A 17093-nucleotide genomic window follows, 5' to 3' on the forward strand; every position below is an offset into this window, starting at 1 on the left:
TCCGGCCACAGCACCACGGCAACGACGGCATACGAGGGCCGCGCCCACCGGGGCGCGGCCCTCGCCCGTGCCGTCCTACTGGGGGTCCGGTCCCGTCGCCACCGGGCGGTCCGGGTCCGAGGACCACTCCGACCAGGACCCCGCGTACAGGTCCGCGGGAATCCCCGCGACCGCGAGCGCCAGGATCTGGTGCGCCGCGGAGACGCCGGAACCGCAGTAGACGCCGACGCGGGAACTCCCGGTCACACCGAGCCCCTTGAAGCGTTCACGCAACTCCTCGGCGGGCAGGAGCCGGCCGTCCGCGGCCACGTTGTCCGTGGTGGGCGCCGAGACGGCACCCGGGATGTGCCCGGCCACCGGGTCGATGGGCTCCACCTCGCCGCGGTACCGCTCCCCCGCCCGCGCGTCCAGCAGTACCCCGGAACGCGCCAGCGAAGCGGCGGCATCCGCGTCGAGCAGGCCGCTCTCCCCCGGCACGGGCGCGAAGTCGCCCTCGACCGGGTCCGGTACGGACGTCTCCAGCGGACCCCGCCAGGCCGGCAACCCGCCGTCGAGGACTCGCACGTCCGGGTGACCCGTCCAGCGCAGCAGCCACCAGGCCCGGGCCGCGGCCCAGCCCTGGCCGCCGTCGTAGACGACCACCGGCGTCCTGGACGACACGCCCGCCCGGCGCATCGCGGCGCCGAAGAGCCCCAGGTCGGGCAGCGGGTGGCGGCCGCCCTCGCCCGGTGCGGAGGCCAGCTCCCGGTCCAGGTCGACGTAGACGGCGCCCGGAAGGTGCCCGGCCTCATAGGCGGCACGGCCGTCGAAGGGCGGTTCGCCGGCCGCCTTGGCCGCGGTGAGCTGCCAGCGGACGTCGAGCAGGACCGGCGGTCGCGAGCCCGCCAGCTCGGTCACGAGGTCGGGTGCGGAGATGATGGCGTTCATGGCCCCCATCCTCGCGCACGGGGTGGCCGAGCCGCCCGCGTCCGGCTACTCTGCTCCGCCGGACCCGGACGGTCACCATGCGTACGGGAACAAGCACATGCTGTACAGCTGAACGCATGTGCCCACGAGCGCGCCGCGAGGGACAGGGGCCCGCACTTCGGGCATTCTCCCGGGCAGGGCCGCCCCACAGGGCATGCCCCACGCAGGCTGCGGAGAGCACGGCCACCGCGAGGCCGAGAAGAGAGTGACGATGACCGACGCACGGGGGTCCGCCCGCCGGAACGGCGCAGCGCCCGATCGGCACACGCCCGGCGCACCCTGCTGGGTGAGCCTGATGGTGCACGGCCTTGACGCGACGGAGGAGTTCTACGGGGCGCTGTTCGGCTGGGAGTTCCGTCCCGGGCCGCAGCAACTCGGCCCGTACGTGCGCGCCCTGCTCGACGGGCGCGAGGTGGCGGGCATCGGTCGGCTGCCTCCGGACCGCCATCTGCCCGTCGCGTGGACGCCCTACTTCGCCTCGGACGACGTGGACCTGACCGCCGACACCGTGCGCAGCCGCGGCGGCACGATCGGCGTGGGCCCCCTGGACGCCGCCGACGCCGGGCGGCTGGCCATCGGTGCCGACCCCTCGGGCGCCGTGTTCGGTGTCTGGCAGGCCGCCGCGCACCTCGGCACGGCCGTCTCCGGTGTCGCGGGCGCCCCCGCGTGGAACGAGTTGCTGACCTTCGAGTCCGCGACCGTCGCCAAGTTCTACCGGACGGTGTTCGGCCACGAGGAGGAGCCGGTGGTCTCCGCCGACTTCGACTACGTCACGTTGCAGCTGGGCGGCCGGCCCGTCGCCGGGATCCACGGCCTGGGCCGGGTCCTGCCCCGCGACCGGGGGCCGCACTGGGTCACGTACTTCCAGGTCACGGACGTGTCCGACGCCGCGGACCATGTCGTGCACCTGGGCGGGCAGGTGCTCGGGCCGGTGCACGACACGGCGCAGGGGCGGGTGGCGGCGGTGGCGGATCCGGAGGGGGCGCGGTTCGCGCTGTTGCAGCCGTCGGGCTGACGGCGCAGGGGGCACGAGCGAAGGTGCGCCGACCGTTGCCGCGTCCCGGCCGGTGTCCCGTCAGGCGGACGACACCGGCAGCACGTCCGGGGACAGGGCCGCCGCTCTGGCCGACGCCGCGGTCAGGCGGCGCCGGTGGTGGCGGCGGCACAGGACCTCGTAGCCGATCTCGTCGGCGGAGTGGGTGACGTCGCCGACGACGACCTGGGCGCCCTCGACGACCATGACGCCGCCTATCGTGCGGGCGTTGTGCGTGGCCCGGGCGCCGCACCAGCACAGGGCCTCCACCTGCAGCACCTCCACCCGATCGGCCAGTTCCACCAGCCGCTGCGAGCCGGGGAACAGCTTGGAGCGGAAGTCGGTCGTGATGCCGAAGGCGTAGACGTCCAGGCTCAGGTCGTCGACCACGCGCGCGAGTTGGTCGATCTGCTCGGGCGAGAGGAACTGCGCCTCGTCGGCGATCACGTAGTCGGCGCGGCCGCCCTGGGACAGGTGGTCGACGAGGTAGGCGTACAGGTCCTGGCCGTCCTCGACCTCCACCGCGTCCGTGACCAGGCCGAGGCGGGAGGAGAGCTTGCCCTCGCCCGCCCGGTCGTCACGGGAGAAGATCATGCCCTGCAGACCGCGGGCGGAGCGGTTGTGCTCGATCTGGAGAGCCAGTGTCGACTTCCCGCAATCCATCGTTCCGGAGAAGAACACCAGCTCGGGCATGTCGGGTCGAGCACCTTTCGGCGGGTGGGGCCGGCCGGACGGGCCGGTCCGGCGGCGGGGACGTCAGGAGCGTACTTCGAGCAGGGGGACCAGTTGCTCGGCGGGGGTCATCGAACCGTGGTTGCCGACCATCGCCGACTCCTTGGGCTCCCGCTCGGAGGCGATGAGCAGCACGTCATCGCGGGCGGCGGCGATCACGTCACCGAGCCGGTGGTACACGCGTTCGTCGATCTGCGGGCCGAACCAGCCCGCCGCGACGGCCTCGTCGCGTGAGGCGACCCAGAACTGCTCGCCGAGCACCTCGCGCCAGCAGGTCAGGACGTCGTTCGCGGCGCCGGGCACCGCGTACACGTGCCGGGCGCGGCCCTCGCCGCCGAGCAGGGCGACGCCCGCGCTCAGCTCCCAGTCCTCGTCGAAGTCGATGCGGTGCTGCTCGTCGAACGGCACGTCGACCATGCCGTGGTCGGCGGTGACGTAGAGCGCGCTGCGCGGCGGCAGTTGCTCGGCCAGGCGCTGGACCAGGCGGTCGGCGTACATGAGCTGGCCGCGCCAGGCGTCGGAGTCCACGCCGAAGCGGTGACCGGCTCCGTCGACCTCGGCGAAGTACGTGTAGACCAGGGAGCGGTCGCCCGCGGCCAGTTGCTCGGCCGCAAGGTCGACGCGGTCCTCGCCGGACAGCCGCCCGAGGAACCGGCCGCCGCTGAGCGCGACCTTCGTCAGCGGGGTGTTCTCGAAAGTGGGGGACGACACCTGCGCGGCGTGCACCCCCGCCTGGTGCGCCAGTTGGAACACCGTCGGGTACGGCTGCCAGGAGCCGGGCGGGGTCCAGGGCTGCCAGCGCAGCTGGTTCATCAGCTCGCCGGTGTCCGGGTTGCGCACGGTGTAGCCGGGCAGGCCGTGCGCGCCGGGCGGCAGCCCGGTGCCGACCGAGGCGAGGGAGGTCGCCGTCGTCGCGGGGTATCCGGCGGTCAGGGGGCGTCCGGTGCCGCCGCGCGAGCTGGCGAGCAGGGACGCCATGAACGGCGCCTCCTCCGGGTGCGCCTTGAGCTGCTCCCAGCCGAGGCCGTCGATCAGGAACACGCAGTTGCGGTCGGCCGGGGTCAGCTCGGTGATCGCGGCGGTCATGCCCGGCACGTCCAGGCCGGCGGCCAGGGTGGGCAGGAGGTCGGCGAGCGATCCGCTGCCGTACTCGGGTGCGGGCGCGGAGGCGACGGTGAGCGGTTCGGGATGGGGGTCCCAGGCCGTCGTGGGATGAGACATCAGCGGGTGGTGTCCGCGGTCGCCTCGGAGAGGGCCTGCGCGAAGGCGAGGGCCTCGCGCACGGTCTCCGGTCCGTCCCCGGCCTCGCTCACGCGCAGGCTGAGGTCGTCCGCCGTGGAGTTGCCCGTGTAGCCGTGGTCCGCCTCGCAGTTGGGGTCGCCGCAGGCCGCCGGCTCCAGGTCAATCCGGGAGACGGCGCCCCAGCCGATGGTTAGGACGACCTCGCGCGGCAGGGTGCCCGGCTTGTACGACTCCGGGTTGGCGACCATGCGGCTGACCACGATCGACGAGATGCGGCCGATCTTCACGGACTCCGTCGACGTCGTGGCGTAGGGCGTCGGGGAGGTGCTGTCGGCGGCCTGCTCGTCGGTGTGGCTGACGATGAAGCGGTGGTCCGTGAGGACGAGCACCGTGACGTGCCGGCGCACCTCGTTCTGGTCGAACGTCGTCTCCTGGTGGACCAGGTACGACCGGATGGGCTCGCCGCCCACGGCGGCCTCCACCGCCTCGGCCACGAGGGCCGGGTAGTAGCCGCTGCGCTCGATCGCCGCCCGCAGCCCCTGGGTCGTCGTACTGGTCTTGGCCATGACGCCCATCCTACGGGGGACCACTGACTGCGAGGCACCGCTCGCCCCGCGTCAGTGGGCGGGGAGGGTCCTCGTCGGTACGCGGGGAGCGTCCTCGTCAGTACGCGGGGAGCGTCCTCGGGCCCAGGTCGTCCCGGGCGGGCGGCGGTGCGAGACGGACGGAGGCGCCCAGGACGCTCAGCCCGTGCGAGGCGACGACCACCGGTTCCAGGGTGACCGCGACGACCTCGGGGTGGTCGTCCACCAGCCGGGACACGCGCAGCAGCAGTTCCTCCAGGGCGCGGGTGTCGGCCGGGGCCGAGCCGCGCCAGCCGAACAGCAGGGGCGCGGTGCGGATCGACCGCACCAGTGAGTGCGCCTCGCGGTCGGTGACCGGGATCAGCCGGTGCGCGGTGTCCCCGAGCAGCTGGGAGGCGGCCCCGGCGAGCCCGAAGGAGAGCACCGCCCCGGCCGCGGGGTCGATCACGGCCCGTACGACGACGTCGACACCGCGCGGTGCCATGCGCTGCACGACCGGGCGCAGCTCCTCGGCGGCGCCGAACATCTCGGTCAACTCCGCGTACGAGCGGCGCAGTTGCTCCTCGTCCGTGAGGTCGAGGCGTACCCCGCCCAGGTCGGCCCGGTGCCTGAGGTGCGGGGCGGTGGCCTTCAGCGCCACCGGGTAGCCGAGTGCGCGGGCGGCCTCGGCGGCCGCGTCGGGCGTCGGGGCGGGCAGGGAGCGGTGGACCTCGATGCCGTAGTGGCCGAGGAGGTCACAGGCCTCGTCCGGGCCGAGGGCGGGGCTCTGCCCGCGCGTGAGCAGGCCGTCGATCAGCCCGGCGGCGCCCTTCACGTCGATGTCGTCGTACTCGGGCACCCTGCCCGGGTCGGCGGCGTCGCGCCGCCACTGGGCGTAGGCGACGGCCTGGGCGAGGGCGCGGACGGCGCGCTCCGCGGCGGGGTAGGCGGGGATGAGGTGGGCGCCCTCCGCCGCCTCGGGGGCCGCCTCGGGGGCCGCCGGGGGTTCGTACCCGGGTGTGCGTGGCTGGGCCGCGGTCGTGCGGGGCTCCTCCGTCGGTGCCGGTCGCGGGTCCGGGGCCGCCCGGTGGGGAGCGGCCTGCGGTGCGTCGTCGGTCCTGGCCTGCGGGGCCGTGCTGGCCGCCGCCGACAGGGCCGCGGCGAGACCGCCCAGTTCCACGTGCACGACGAGGACCGGCTTGGACGGGGCCGCGGCCGTCGCGGAGCGCAGGGCCTGCGCGAGGGCCGCGTCGGCGACGGAGCCCTCCCCCACCGCCGGGATGGCGGTGACGACGACCGCGTCGCAGCGGTCGTCGGCGAGCGCCCGGGACAGGGCCGCGTGGAAGTCCGCCGCCGACGCCGCCGTGGTGAGGTCCTGCGGCGGGTGCGGCCGCAGGCCCTCGGCCAGGCACGCGTCGTAGGTGAGCAGGCCGAGCGACTCCGAGTTGCCGAGGATGGCCACCCGGGGTCCGGCGGGCAGTGGCTGGCGCGCCAGCAGCAGGCCCGCGTCCACCAGGTCGGTGATGGTGTCGACGCGTATCACCCCGGCCTGCCGCAGCAGGGCCGAGACGGTCGCGTGCGGCAGGCGCGTCGCCCGCACGGCATGCCCCTGGGGGGCGGCGCCGTGCCGGGCGCCCTGGACGACGACCAGGGGCTTGGCGGCGGCGGTGCGCCGGGCGAGGCGGGTGAACTTGCGGGGGTTGCCGATGGACTCCAGGTACATCAGGACCACGTCCGTGTCGGGGTCCTCGTACCAGTACTGCAGGACGTCGTTGCCGGAGACGTCGGCGCGGTTGCCCGAGGAGACGAACGTGGACACGCCGGTCACGCCCGTGACGCCGCCGCCGCGCCGGTGCAGCCGGGACAGCAGGGCCACGCCGATGGCACCGGACTGGGCGAACATCCCGATGCGGCCCGGGCGCGGCACCTCGGGGGCGAGGGAGGCGTTGAGCCGCACCCGGGGCGAGGTGTTGATGACGCCGAAGGCGTTGGGCCCGATGATGCGCATGCCGTACGTGCGGGCCTGCCGGACGAGCGCACGCTGGCGCTCGCGCCCTTCGAGCCCGCTCTCGGCGTAGCCGGCGGACACCACGACCAGTCCCTGCACCCCGTGTTCGCCGCACTCGGCGACGACCTCGGGCACGTGCTCGGCGGGCACGGCGACGACCGCGAGGTCGACCGGGCCGTCGATGTCGCGCACCGACCGGTGGGCGGGCACCCCGTCGAGTTCCTTCTGCTCGTCGGGCAGGGCCCTGTTCACGGCGTACAGGCGGCCGGTGTAGCCGGCGTCGCGGATGTTGCCGAGGACGCTGCGCCCCACGCCGCCGGGGGTGCGTCCCGCGCCGATGACGGCGACCGAGCCGGGCGCCAGCAGCCGCTGCACCGAGCGGGCCTCCGCGCGGTGCTCGCGCGCGTACTGCACGGCCAGGGAGCGGTCGGTGGGTTCGAGGTCGAACTCCAGACGGACCACGCCGTCCTCGAAGCTGCGCTTCTGGGTGTACCCGGCGTCCGTGAACACCTTGATCATCTTGGTGTTCGCGGGCAGCACCTCGGCGGCGAACCGGCGGATGCCGCGCTCCCGGGCGACCGCGGCGATGTGCTCGAGCAGGGCGGAGGCGACTCCGCGGCCCTGGTGGGCGTCCTGGACGAGGAAGGCGACCTCGGCCTCGTCGGCGGGAGCGGACGCGGGCGTTCCGTCGGCGCCGATGCGGTCGTAGCGTACGGTGGCGATGAACTCGCCGCCGACCGTGGCCGCGAGTCCCACCCGGTCCACGAAGTCGTGGTGCGTGAAGCGGTGGACATCCTTGGCGGACAGGCGAGGGTACGGCGCGAAGAAGCGGTAGTACTTCGACTCGTCGGAGACCTGCTCGTAGAAGCTGACGAGGCGATCGGCGTCATCGACGGTGATGGGCCGGATGCGTGCGGTGCCACCGTCGCGCAGCACCACGTCGGCCTCCCAGTGGGCGGGGTACTCGTGCCGGTCCGGCGAGGTCTGCATGGGCCCCAGAGTACGGCTCGCGTCCGACAGCGGCGCGGGGCAGTCTGTGGAGGGCGTCGGTCGGGTCGAGGCCGCGATCCGATCTCCGCCCCGGGGCGGTGGCACGACAGGGCCGCTCCCGGTGGGCTTCACGTGTGGGAAACTGGTCTAGACAACCCGGAACACCGAAGGGCAGCAACACATGGCTGAGCGCCGCGTCAACGTCGGCTGGGCCGAGGGCCTCCACGCCCGCCCCGCCTCCATCTTCGTCCGAGCCGCCACGGCCACAGGCGTCCCGGTGACGATCGCCAAGGCTGACGGCAACCCCGTCAACGCGGCCTCGATGCTGGCCGTCCTGGGTCTGGGCGCCCAGGGCGGCGAGGAGATCGTCCTCGCCTCCGACGCCGAGGGCGCGGACGCCGCCCTGGACCGGCTGGCCAAGCTGGTTGCCGAGGGTCTCGAGGAACTGCCCGAGACCGTCTGATGTGAGAGCGCCTCTCCGGCGCGTGCGGGGCCCATTCGGTGTCGACCGGATGGGCCCTTCGCATTTCGGGGCTGCATTTCCGTGCACGCACACGCACGGCCGCATGCGCGGGATGCCGCATTTTCAGGAACAGGGCAGCGGACATGCGGAATTCCGGCGCTCCGGAAATTCCCTGCTCTTTGTATACGGCTCTCGCGTTAAATCCGCGGGCTCGCCGTGTTGACGGGATGTTGCGAGTTCCTCACCCGCCCGGCGCGCTCCCCGGCCGAGCCGGACCGCAGGCGGTGGGCGGCGGTCGCGCGCTCGACGTGCAGGGCCGCGGCCGCCCGCGCGCGCTCGCCGTCGCCGCGCGCCACGGCGTCCACGATCGCGCCGTGCTCGTTCCACGACTCCACCGGGCCGGGCGGCGCCTCGACCGTGTACATCCAGGCGATCTTGTGCCGGAGCTGGGTGAGCACCGCGGTCAGCGCGGGGCTCCCGCAGGCCTGGGCCAGCGTCTCGTGGAACCAGCCGTCCAGGGAGCGCAGGTCGTCGCCGCCGCCCTGGCGCGCCCGCTCCCGGCCCAGCCGGACCAGGCCGCGCAGGACCTTGAGATGGGCCTCGGTGCGGCGCTGCGCGGCCCGGGCCGCACCGAGCGGCTCCAGCAGCAGCCGCATCTGCAGCAGGTCGGCGGCCTCCTGCTCGGTGGGTTCGGCGACGCAGGCGCCCGCGTGCCGTCTGGTCACCACGAAGCCCTCGGCCTCCAGGGTGCGCAGGGCCTCCCGCACGGGAACGCGGGAGACGCCGTAGCGGCGGGCCAGCAGCTCCTCGGTGAGCCGGGCCCCGCGCGCGTGGACGCCGGCGACGATGTCGTCCCGGATGGCGGTGCACACCGAGTGCGCGGGAATGCGCATGACCGACCTCCGTCTGATTCCCGGGGAAAACGCCGACGCGCGCTCCACGGCTCTTCATTGCGAGTGACTCTATGGCAATGTGCCGCACTTTCCGGCGGCGGACGGAAATCAGGGAGAAGTTTTTGGACGACGAGCCGTCCGGGACGCGAAAAGCCCCGGCCTGCGGGCCGGGGCTTTCACGGAACTCGGGGTGACGTCAGAGGTTGACGCCGTGCGAGCGGAGGTAGGCGACGGGGTCCATGTCGGAGCCGTACTCGGGGCTCGTGCGGGCCTCGAAGTGCAGGTGCGGGCCGGTGACGTTGCCGGTCGCGCCGGACAGGCCGATCTGCTGACCGGGGGTGACCTGCTGGCCGACCGAGACGCCGATGGACGACAGGTGGCCGTACTGGGTGTACGTGCCGTCGTTCATCTTGATCACGACCTGGTTGCCGTACGCGCCGCCCCAGCCGGCCTCGACGACCGTACCGGCGCCGACGGAGTGGACCGAGGTGCCGGTCGCGGCGTGGAAGTCGACGCCGGTGTGGCTGCCGGAGGACCACAGGCCACTGCTGGCCTGGTAGCTGGTCGACACGTACGAGCCGGAGATCGGGGACACGAAGGTGTTCAGGCGCTTGCGCTCGGCCTCGCGGGCGGCGCGCTCCTTGGCCTCGCGCGCCTTCTCGGCGGCTTCCTTGGCCTTCTTGGCCGCCTCGGCGGCCCGCTCGCGCGCGGCCTCCTCGGCCTTCTTCTTCGCGGCGGCCTCCTCGGCCGCCTGCTTCTGCGCGACGGCCTGGGCGTCGATCTGCTCGGCGACGGTGTCGCCCATGGTGACGACGGGGGTGAGACCGGTCTGCTCGGGAGCCGGCTCGGCGGCGAAGGCGGCCGGAGCGGCCACGGTGCCGATGACGCCGGTCGTGGCGAGAGCCGCGACGCCCGCCGCACGGGCCGTGCCGCGCTGGAGGCGGCTGGGGCGACGGTGCTTCCCGGTGGCGCGGGTGAACGCCATGAAGTGGCTGGTCCTTTCCTTCCTTCTCGCCTACCGGGTTAGCTGACGGGTTCGGAGCAGGAAGGTCTCCTACGGACCCCCTCGCGGCTCGCGCGGGCGTCCGATTCACCCCAGGGACTGCGGTTGGGTCCCCGGCTCCCCTGGCTCGCGCCGTACGGGGACTCGGCGATGACTGTCCGGTGCCGCGGGTGCGGCGCACTGCCTGACGAACAGCCCGGATGACGCTAAGCGGCGCCGCTTTCAATTCCCAAACGAAACCCGCCTTTTGTAGCGCATCCCACAGGGCAGACGGGCCTCCTCCGTACCAATTCGGGCATAAGGGAGCCCTGGTGCCTTCGATGACAACCAGGGCTCCCGCGCGCGTGTGCCCTACTCCGCGGTGACGACCGAGACTTCGCCGATGCCGAGGGCCTCGACGGGCGCCTTGATCTGCGTCGCGTCACCGACGAGCACGGTCACCAGACGGTCCACGGGGAAGGCGCTGACGACCGCCGCGGTGGCCTCCACGGTGCCGGTCGCGGCGAGCTGCCGGTACAGCGCCGCCTGGTAGTCGTCGGGCAGGTGCTGCTCGACCTGGTCGGCCAGCGTGGAGGCGACGGCCGCCGCCGTCTCGTACTTCAGCGGCGCGACGCCGACCAGGTTCTGCACGGCGACGTCCCGCTCGGCGTCGGTCAGCCCCTCGGCCGCCAGGGTGCGCAGCACGGTCCACAGGTCCTGCAGGGCGGGACCGGTGTTGGGCGTGTCCACCGAACCGCTGATGGCGAGCATCGAGGCGCCGGTGCCGTCCGGGGCGGACCGCAGGACCTGGGCGAACGCCCGCACCCCGTAGGTGTAGCCCTTCTCCTCGCGCAGCACGCGGTCCAGACGGGACGTCAGGGTGCCGCCGAGGCAGTACGTGCCGAGCACCTGGGCGGGCCAGACGCGGTCGTGCCGGTCCGGGCCGGTGCGGCCGATGAGCAGCTGCGTCTGGACGGCGCCCGGGCGGTGGACGATGACGACCCGGCCCCGGTCGTCGGCGGTGACCGGCGGCACCGGACGCGGCTCGGCACGGGAGCCGGTCCAGGCGCCCAGCGTGTCACCGAGCAGGGCGTCGAGGTCGATGCCGGTGAGGTCGCCGACGACGACGGCGGTGGCCGTGGCGGGCCGGACGTGCTTCTCGTAGAAGCCGCGTACGGCCGCGGAGTCGATCGCGGCGACGGTCTCCTCGCCGCCCTGCCGGGGCCGCGACATGCGCGAGTCCGCCGGGAACAGCTGCCGGGACAGCTCCTTGGCGGCCCGGCGCGAGGGATTGGCCAGCTCGTGCGGGATCTCGTCGAGGCGGTTGCGGACCAGCCGCTCGATCTCGCTGTCCGCGAACGCGGGCGCCCTCAGGGCGTCGGCCAGCAGACCGAGCCCCTTCTCGAGCCGGGAGGCCGGGACCTCCAGGCTGATCCGGACCCCGGGGTGGTCGGCGTGCGCGTCCAGGGTGGCGCCCGCGCGCTCCAGTTCGGCCGCGAACTCCTCGGCGGAGTGCTTGTCGGTGCCCTCGGAGAAGGCCCGCGCCATGATCGTGGCGACGCCGTCCAGGCCGGCCGGCTCGGCGTCCAGGGGCGCGTGCAGCAGCACCTCGACGGCGACGACCTGCTGGCCGGGGCGGTGGCAGCGCAGGACCGTCAGGCCGTTGCCGAGAGTGCCGCGCTCCGGGGCCGGGAAGGCCCAGGGCTTGGCCTCGCCCGCCTGCGGCCGGGGGTGGAAGTCCATCGTGGCGAGCTCGGTCACTTGGCCGCCTCCTCGTTCTCGTCGCCGGCCGCGGGTGCGGTGTCCCCGGCATCGTCGGTCTCGTCGGCGACGGGCTCGTAGACGAGCACCGCGCGGTTGTCGGGGCGCAGGCGGGCCTTGGCGACCTCCTGGACCTCCTCGGCCGTGACCTCCAGCACGCGCTGGACGGCGGTCAGGGCGAGCTGGGGGTCACCGAACAGCACGGCGTACCGGCACAGTTCGTCGGCGCGGCCCGCGACCGTGCCGAGGCGGTCCAGCCACTCGCGCTCCAACTGGGCCTGGGCGCGCTCCATCTCCTCGGCCGTGGGGCCCTCCTCGGCGAACCGGGCGAGCTCCTCGTCGATGGCGGCCTCGATCACCGGCACCTCCACGTCACCGGACGTCTTGACGTCCAGCCAGCCCAGCGAGGGCGCCCCGGCCAGCCGCAGCAGGCCGAACCCGGCCGCGACGGCCGTACGGTCGCGCCGCACCAGGCGGTTGTACAGCCGGGAGGACTCGCCGCCGCCGAGGACGGTCAGGGCCAGGTCGGCGGCGTCGCACGCGCGTGTGCCGTCGTGCGGCAGCCGGTAGGCGGCCATCAGGGCACGCGCCGGGACCTCCTCCTCGACGACCTCGCGCAGCTGCTCGCCGATGGTCTCCGGCAGGGAGCCGTCGCGCGGGGCGGGCTTGCCGTCGTGGCCGGGGATGGAGCCGAAGTACTTCTCGACCCAGGCCAGCGTCTGCTCGGGGTCGATGTCGCCGACCACGGAGAGCACGGCGTTGTTCGGCGCGTAGTAGGTGCGGAAGAACGCGCGTGCGTCCTCCAGGGTCGCCGCGTCCAGGTCGGCCATCGAGCCGATCGGGGTGTGGTGGTAGGGATGGCCCTCCGGGTAGGCGAGGGCGGTGAGCTTCTCGAAGGCGGTGCCGTAGGGGACGTTGTCGTAACGCTGGCGGCGCTCGTTCTTGACGACGTCGCGCTGGTTCTCCATCGACTCCTCGTCGAGGGCGGCCAGCAGGGAGCCCATGCGGTCGGCCTCCAGCCAGAGGGCGAGCTCCAGCTGGTGGGCGGGCATGGTCTCGAAGTAGTTGGTCCGCTCGAAGCTCGTGGTGCCGTTCAGCGAGCCGCCCGCGCCCTGGACCAGCTCGAAGTGGCCGTTGCCCTTGACCTGCGCGGACCCCTGGAACATCAAGTGCTCGAAAAGGTGAGCCAGGCCCGTACGCCCCTTGACTTCGTGGCGCGAGCCGACGTCGTACCAGAGGCACACCGCCGCGACGGGGGTCAGGTGGTCCTCGGAGAGCACCACGCGCAAGCCGTTGGCCAGGCGGTGCTCGGTCGCTGTCAGGCCTCCGGAGCCTGCCTGGGCTGTGGCCGTGTGACCCATGGGCATGTACGTCCCTTCGATCGCGGAGCGGTCTTCACAACCGCGGATTCGTGCCGGTCCTGCCACTGTATGCAAGCGCGCGAAGCCCTGGTGAAGTTCCCGGTGCCGGCCTCGTTCCGGGGGCGCGGGCGCCGCTTGCCCCGGGGCCTGGTCCCGCTTGTCAGTGCGGCGGTCCACAATGGTCCGCGTCAGATCTGGATCGCAGCAGCAAGGAGCCGGCAGCGATGGCCCGCCGCAGCACGAAGACCCCGCCGCCCGACGACTCGTACGAGGAGCGGATCCTCGACATCGACGTCGTCGACGAGATGCAGGGCTCCTTCCTCGAGTACGCGTACTCGGTCATCTACTCCCGGGCCCTGCCGGACGCCCGCGACGGTCTCAAGCCGGTGCACCGGCGCATCGTGTACCAGATGAGCGAGATGGGCCTGCGCCCCGAGCGGGGGTACGTCAAGTGCGCCCGTGTCGTCGGCGAGGTGATGGGCAAGCTGCACCCGCACGGCGACGCGTCGATCTACGACGCCCTGGTGCGCATGGCCCAGCCGTTCTCCATGCGCGTCCCCCTGGTGGACGGCCACGGCAACTTCGGCTCGCTGGGCAACGACGACCCGCCGGCCGCCATGCGGTACACCGAGTGCCGCATGGCCGAGGCGACGAGCCTGATGACGGAGTCGATCGACGAGGACACCGTCGACTTCAACCCCAACTACGACGGCCAGGAGCAGGAACCGGCCGCGCTGCCCGCCGCCTTCCCGAACCTGCTGGTCAACGGCGCCTCGGGCATCGCGGTCGGCATGGCGACGAACATGCCGCCGCACAACCTGCGCGAGGTCATCGCCGCGGCCCGCCACCTGATCAGGCACCCGAACGCGGACCTCGACGCCCTGATGAAGCACGTCCCCGGTCCGGACCTGCCCACCGGCGGCCGCATCGTCGGCCTGTCCGGCATCCGGGACGCCTACGAGAGCGGCCGGGGCACGTTCAAGATCCGCGCGACCGTGGCGGTGGAGCAGGTCACAGCCCGCCGCAAGGGCCTGATCGTCACCGAGCTGCCCTTCGCGGTCGGCCCCGAGAAGGTCATCGCCAAGATCAAGGACCTGGTCGGCTCGAAGAAGCTCCAGGGCATCGCCGACGTCAAGGACCTCACCGACCGCGAGCACGGGCTGCGCCTGGTCATCGAGATCAAGAACGGCTTCGTGCCGGAGGCGGTCCTGGAGCAGCTGTACAAGCTGACGCCGATGGAGGAGTCCTTCGGCATCAACAACGTCGCCCTGGTCGACGGCCAGCCGCTCACGCTGGGCCTGAAGGAGCTGCTGGAGGTCTACCTCGACCACCGCTTCACCGTGGTGCGGCGGCGCTCGGAGTTCCGCCGCGGCAAGAAGCGCGACCGGCTGCACCTGGTCGAGGGCCTGCTGACGGCCCTGCTGGACATCGACGAGGTCATCCGCCTGATCCGCTCCAGCGAGAACTCCGCCCAGGCCAAGCAGCGCCTGATGGAGCACTTCTCGCTGAGCGAGGTGCAGACGCAGTACATCCTCGACACGCCGCTGCGCCGGCTGACCCGGTACGACCGCATCGAGCTGGAGACGGAGAAGGACCGGCTCAACGCGGAGATCGAGGAGCTGACCCGGATCCTCGACTCGGACGCGGAGCTGCGCAAGCTGGTCTCCTCGGAACTGGCCGCGGTGGCCAAGAAGTTCGGCACCGACCGGCGCACGGTCCTGCTGGAGTCGGGCGGCGCTCCGGTCGCGGCCGTACCGCTACAGGTGGCGGACGACCCGTGCCGGGTGCTGCTGTCCTCGACGGGTCTGCTGGCCCGTACGGCCGACGCCGAGCCGTTCGCGGAGGACGCCGGCGCCAAGCGCGCCAAGCACGACGTGATCGTCTCGGCGGTACCGGCGACGGCCCGCGGCGAGATCGGCGTGGTGACCTCCTCGGGCCGGCTGCTGCGGCTGAACGTGGTCGACCTGCCGCAGCTCCCGCAGCCCCTGCCGACGCCCAACCTGGCGGGCGGCGCCCCGCTGGCGGAGTTCGTGTCGCTGGAGGGCGACGAGACGGTCGTCTGCCTGACCACCCTCGACGAGTCGTCCCCGGGCCTGGCGCTCGGCACGCAGCAGGGCGTCGTCAAGCGCGTCGTGCCGGACTACCCGTCCAACAAGGAGGAGCTGGAGGTGATCACCCTCAAGGAGGGTGACCGGATCGTCGGTGCCGTGGAGCTGCGCACCGGGGACGAGGACCTGGTGTTCATCACCGACGACGCCCAGCTGCTGCGCTTCCAGGCGTCCCAGGTCCGCCCGCAGGGACGTCCGGCCGGCGGTGTGGCCGGCATCAAGCTGGCCGAGGGGGTGAAGGTCATCTCCTTCACGGCGGTGGACCCGGCCGCGGACGCGGTCGTCTTCACGGTCGCGGGCTCGCGCGGGACGCTGGACGACTCGGTGCAGACGACGGCCAAGCTGACCCCGTTCGACCAGTACCCGCGCAAGGGCCGGGCGACCGGCGGTGTCCGCTGCCAGCGGTTCCTGAAGGGCGAGGACTGCCTGTCCCTGGCCTGGGCCGGGCCCGCCCCGGCCCGTGCCGCGCAGAAGAACGGCACCCCGGCCGCCCTGCCGGACATCGACCCCCGCCGCGACGGGTCGGGCGTGTCCCTGGCGAAGACGGTGGCCGTGGTGGCCGGACCGGTCTAGGCCGGCGGTTCCTCCGCGGGTTCCTCCCCGGCGGTGCGCACATAGCGCAGGACGCCCCACATGCCGTGCTCGTCGGCGTGTGGGGCGTCGTCCTTGCACGCCTCCAGTTCCTTGCCGAGGGCGGTGGTGTCGATGCCGGAGCCGATGAGGACGAGCTGGGTGAGGCGTTCGCCGCCGGCCGGCCAGGGCTCGGGGTAGAAGCGCAGGAACCGTCCCACGGCGTGCACGGCGTACCGGTTGCGCACGTCGTACGGCCCGAAGTCGACGTAGCCCTTGATCCGGTACAGCCCCGGGGGGCGGCTGTCGAGGAAGGCCATCAGCCGGCGGGGGTCGAGGGGCGCGGACGAGACGAACGAGACGCTGTCGTAGGCGGAGTGCAGATGCCCGGCGTGCCCGCCGGGCACGTCGTCCTCGGGGTGCTCGTCATGCTCGTGATGCTCGTCGTACTCGTGCAGGTCGTCGAAGGAGAGCTGTCCGATGCGCTCCTCGCTCGGCCGGCAGTCGAAGAGGAACTCGGGGTCGATGCGGCCGTAGGTGGCCGGAACGACGGCGGCTCCGTCGGTGAGCGACCTGACCAGCCCGAGGACGCGTTCGCCGTCGGCCGCGCGGTCGAGTTTGTTGACCACGACAAGGTCGGCCAGCGCGAGGTGCCGGTCGATGCCGGGGTGCCGGGAGCGGGTCGCGTCGAACTCGGCGGCGTCGACGACCTCGACCAGTCCGCCGTACACGATGCCGGGATGTTCGCTGGCGAGCAGCATCCGGACCAGCTCCTGCGGTTCTGCCAGGCCGCTGGCCTCGATGACGATGACGTCGATGCCGAGGGAGGGTGCCGCGAGCCGCTCCAGGTACGTGTCGAGTTCGCTCGCGTCGACCGCGCAGCACAGGCACCCGTTGCCCAGGGAGACCGTCGAGTCGCCGAGCGCCCCGGCCACGGCCATCGCGTCGATCTCCACGGCCCCGAAGTCGTTGACGATCGCGCCGATGCGGCTGCCGCCGCTGCGGTGCAGGAGGTGGTTGAGCAGAGTGGTCTTGCCCGAGCCGAGGAATCCGGCCAGGACCACGACCGGGATCTGCTGCGGTTGCGGGCTCGCCTGACGCACCGTGCGACCTCTTTCACGCCGACGCGCGCACCGGCTCACGGTGGCGACACACGCGGGGGGATGGGATACCGGTCCAGGATACGAGCCGCGCAAGTGGCGCCGAGGTGAACGATTGTTAGCAGCACGCGCTGGGCAGACGTTGGGCATGGCGCCGGTTTGTGCGACCCTCGCTTCCCTCCCTGCGCCTCCTCTCCGCCTCCCTGCCGATCAGAGCCGCTCGGCACCCTGGGAGACGGCAAGCGCCGCCCACCGCTCGCCGGTCCCCTCCCGTCGACCCGCACCCCGACGACCGGCGGACGGCCGCCTGAATCGGGGATT

At 73.0% G+C, this 17093-nt stretch carries 13 protein-coding genes and 1 riboswitch; of the genes, 3 read left to right on the forward strand and 10 right to left on the reverse strand.

Annotated elements, in window-relative coordinates; translation table 11 throughout:
- Positions 1-75: 75 nt before the first annotated feature.
- Complete coding sequence (locus ACZ6ZN_RS07070; RefSeq protein ID WP_469643720.1) at positions 76-927, reverse strand: sulfurtransferase; 852 nt, start codon at positions 925-927, stop codon at positions 76-78.
- Between the two features lie 250 nt (positions 928-1177).
- On the opposite strand from ACZ6ZN_RS07070, the gene ACZ6ZN_RS07075 reads away from it, so the two are divergent.
- A complete protein-coding gene (locus ACZ6ZN_RS07075) occupies positions 1178-1981 on the forward strand; it encodes a VOC family protein (RefSeq protein WP_469643723.1) in 804 nt (267 codons plus the stop codon).
- A 60-nt stretch (positions 1982-2041) separates the two neighbouring features.
- Here ACZ6ZN_RS07075 and ACZ6ZN_RS07080 read toward each other — a convergent pair whose 3' ends face one another.
- From ACZ6ZN_RS07080 to ACZ6ZN_RS07095, 4 genes are all read right to left on the reverse strand, one after another.
- Positions 2042-2692, reverse strand: a complete 651-nt coding sequence (locus tag ACZ6ZN_RS07080; protein WP_398109837.1) for a thymidine kinase — start codon at positions 2690-2692, stop codon at positions 2042-2044.
- Positions 2693-2755: 63 nt separating this feature from the next.
- A complete protein-coding gene (locus ACZ6ZN_RS07085) occupies positions 2756-3952 on the reverse strand; it encodes an alkaline phosphatase family protein (protein ID WP_469643726.1) in 1197 nt (398 codons plus the stop codon).
- Positions 3952-4539 carry a DUF5998 family protein gene (locus tag ACZ6ZN_RS07090; protein ID WP_469643728.1) on the reverse strand — a complete coding sequence of 196 codons (588 nt, stop codon included), beginning with the start codon at positions 4537-4539 and terminating at the stop codon, positions 3952-3954. The genes ACZ6ZN_RS07085 and ACZ6ZN_RS07090 overlap by 1 nt, the downstream gene beginning before the upstream one ends.
- A 97-nt stretch (positions 4540-4636) precedes the next feature.
- Positions 4637-7534: a bifunctional acetate--CoA ligase family protein/GNAT family N-acetyltransferase gene (locus ACZ6ZN_RS07095; protein WP_469643731.1), complete on the reverse strand. Its 2898-nt coding sequence runs from the start codon at positions 7532-7534 to the stop codon at positions 4637-4639.
- A gap of 181 nt (positions 7535-7715) precedes the next feature.
- On the opposite strand from ACZ6ZN_RS07095, the gene ACZ6ZN_RS07100 reads away from it, so the two are divergent.
- Complete coding sequence (locus tag ACZ6ZN_RS07100; protein ID WP_029382363.1) at positions 7716-7997, forward strand: HPr family phosphocarrier protein; 282 nt, start codon at positions 7716-7718, stop codon at positions 7995-7997.
- Between the two features lie 197 nt (positions 7998-8194).
- On the opposite strand, the gene ACZ6ZN_RS07105 is transcribed toward ACZ6ZN_RS07100, so the two are convergent.
- The 4 genes from ACZ6ZN_RS07105 to ACZ6ZN_RS07120 all read right to left on the reverse strand — a co-directional run bounded on the left by ACZ6ZN_RS07105 (position 8195) and on the right by ACZ6ZN_RS07120 (position 13000).
- Positions 8195-8890 carry a GntR family transcriptional regulator gene (locus ACZ6ZN_RS07105; protein WP_398109841.1) on the reverse strand — a complete coding sequence of 232 codons (696 nt, stop codon included), beginning with the start codon at positions 8888-8890 and terminating at the stop codon, positions 8195-8197.
- Between the two features lie 196 nt (positions 8891-9086).
- Entirely contained in the window at positions 9087-9875 is a 789-nt protein-coding gene (locus tag ACZ6ZN_RS07110) for a M23 family metallopeptidase (protein ID WP_398109842.1), read from the reverse strand.
- A 13-nt stretch (positions 9876-9888) separates the two neighbouring features.
- Positions 9889-10053, reverse strand: a riboswitch (cyclic di-AMP (ydaO/yuaA leader).
- 191 nt (positions 10054-10244) lie between these two features.
- Complete coding sequence (locus ACZ6ZN_RS07115; protein ID WP_398109843.1) at positions 10245-11633, reverse strand: M16 family metallopeptidase; 1389 nt, start codon at positions 11631-11633, stop codon at positions 10245-10247.
- Positions 11630-13000, reverse strand: coding sequence for a M16 family metallopeptidase (locus ACZ6ZN_RS07120; protein WP_451876933.1), 1371 nt, complete (start codon positions 12998-13000; stop codon positions 11630-11632). Before ACZ6ZN_RS07120 ends, ACZ6ZN_RS07115 begins: the two co-directional genes overlap by 4 nt.
- Positions 13001-13218: 218 nt before the next feature.
- On the opposite strand from ACZ6ZN_RS07120, the gene ACZ6ZN_RS07125 reads away from it, so the two are divergent.
- Positions 13219-15675, forward strand: a complete 2457-nt coding sequence (locus ACZ6ZN_RS07125) for a DNA gyrase/topoisomerase IV subunit A (RefSeq protein ID WP_469643735.1) — start codon at positions 13219-13221, stop codon at positions 15673-15675.
- Here the strand turns inward: ACZ6ZN_RS07125 and ACZ6ZN_RS07130 are convergent.
- Positions 15672-16775: a CobW family GTP-binding protein gene (locus ACZ6ZN_RS07130; protein ID WP_469643737.1), complete on the reverse strand. Its 1104-nt coding sequence runs from the start codon at positions 16773-16775 to the stop codon at positions 15672-15674. The genes ACZ6ZN_RS07125 and ACZ6ZN_RS07130 overlap by 4 nt on opposite strands.
- Between the last annotated feature and the right edge of the window lie 318 nt (positions 16776-17093).

It is taken from the genome of Streptomyces sp. NPDC053665 (assembly GCF_055585285.1).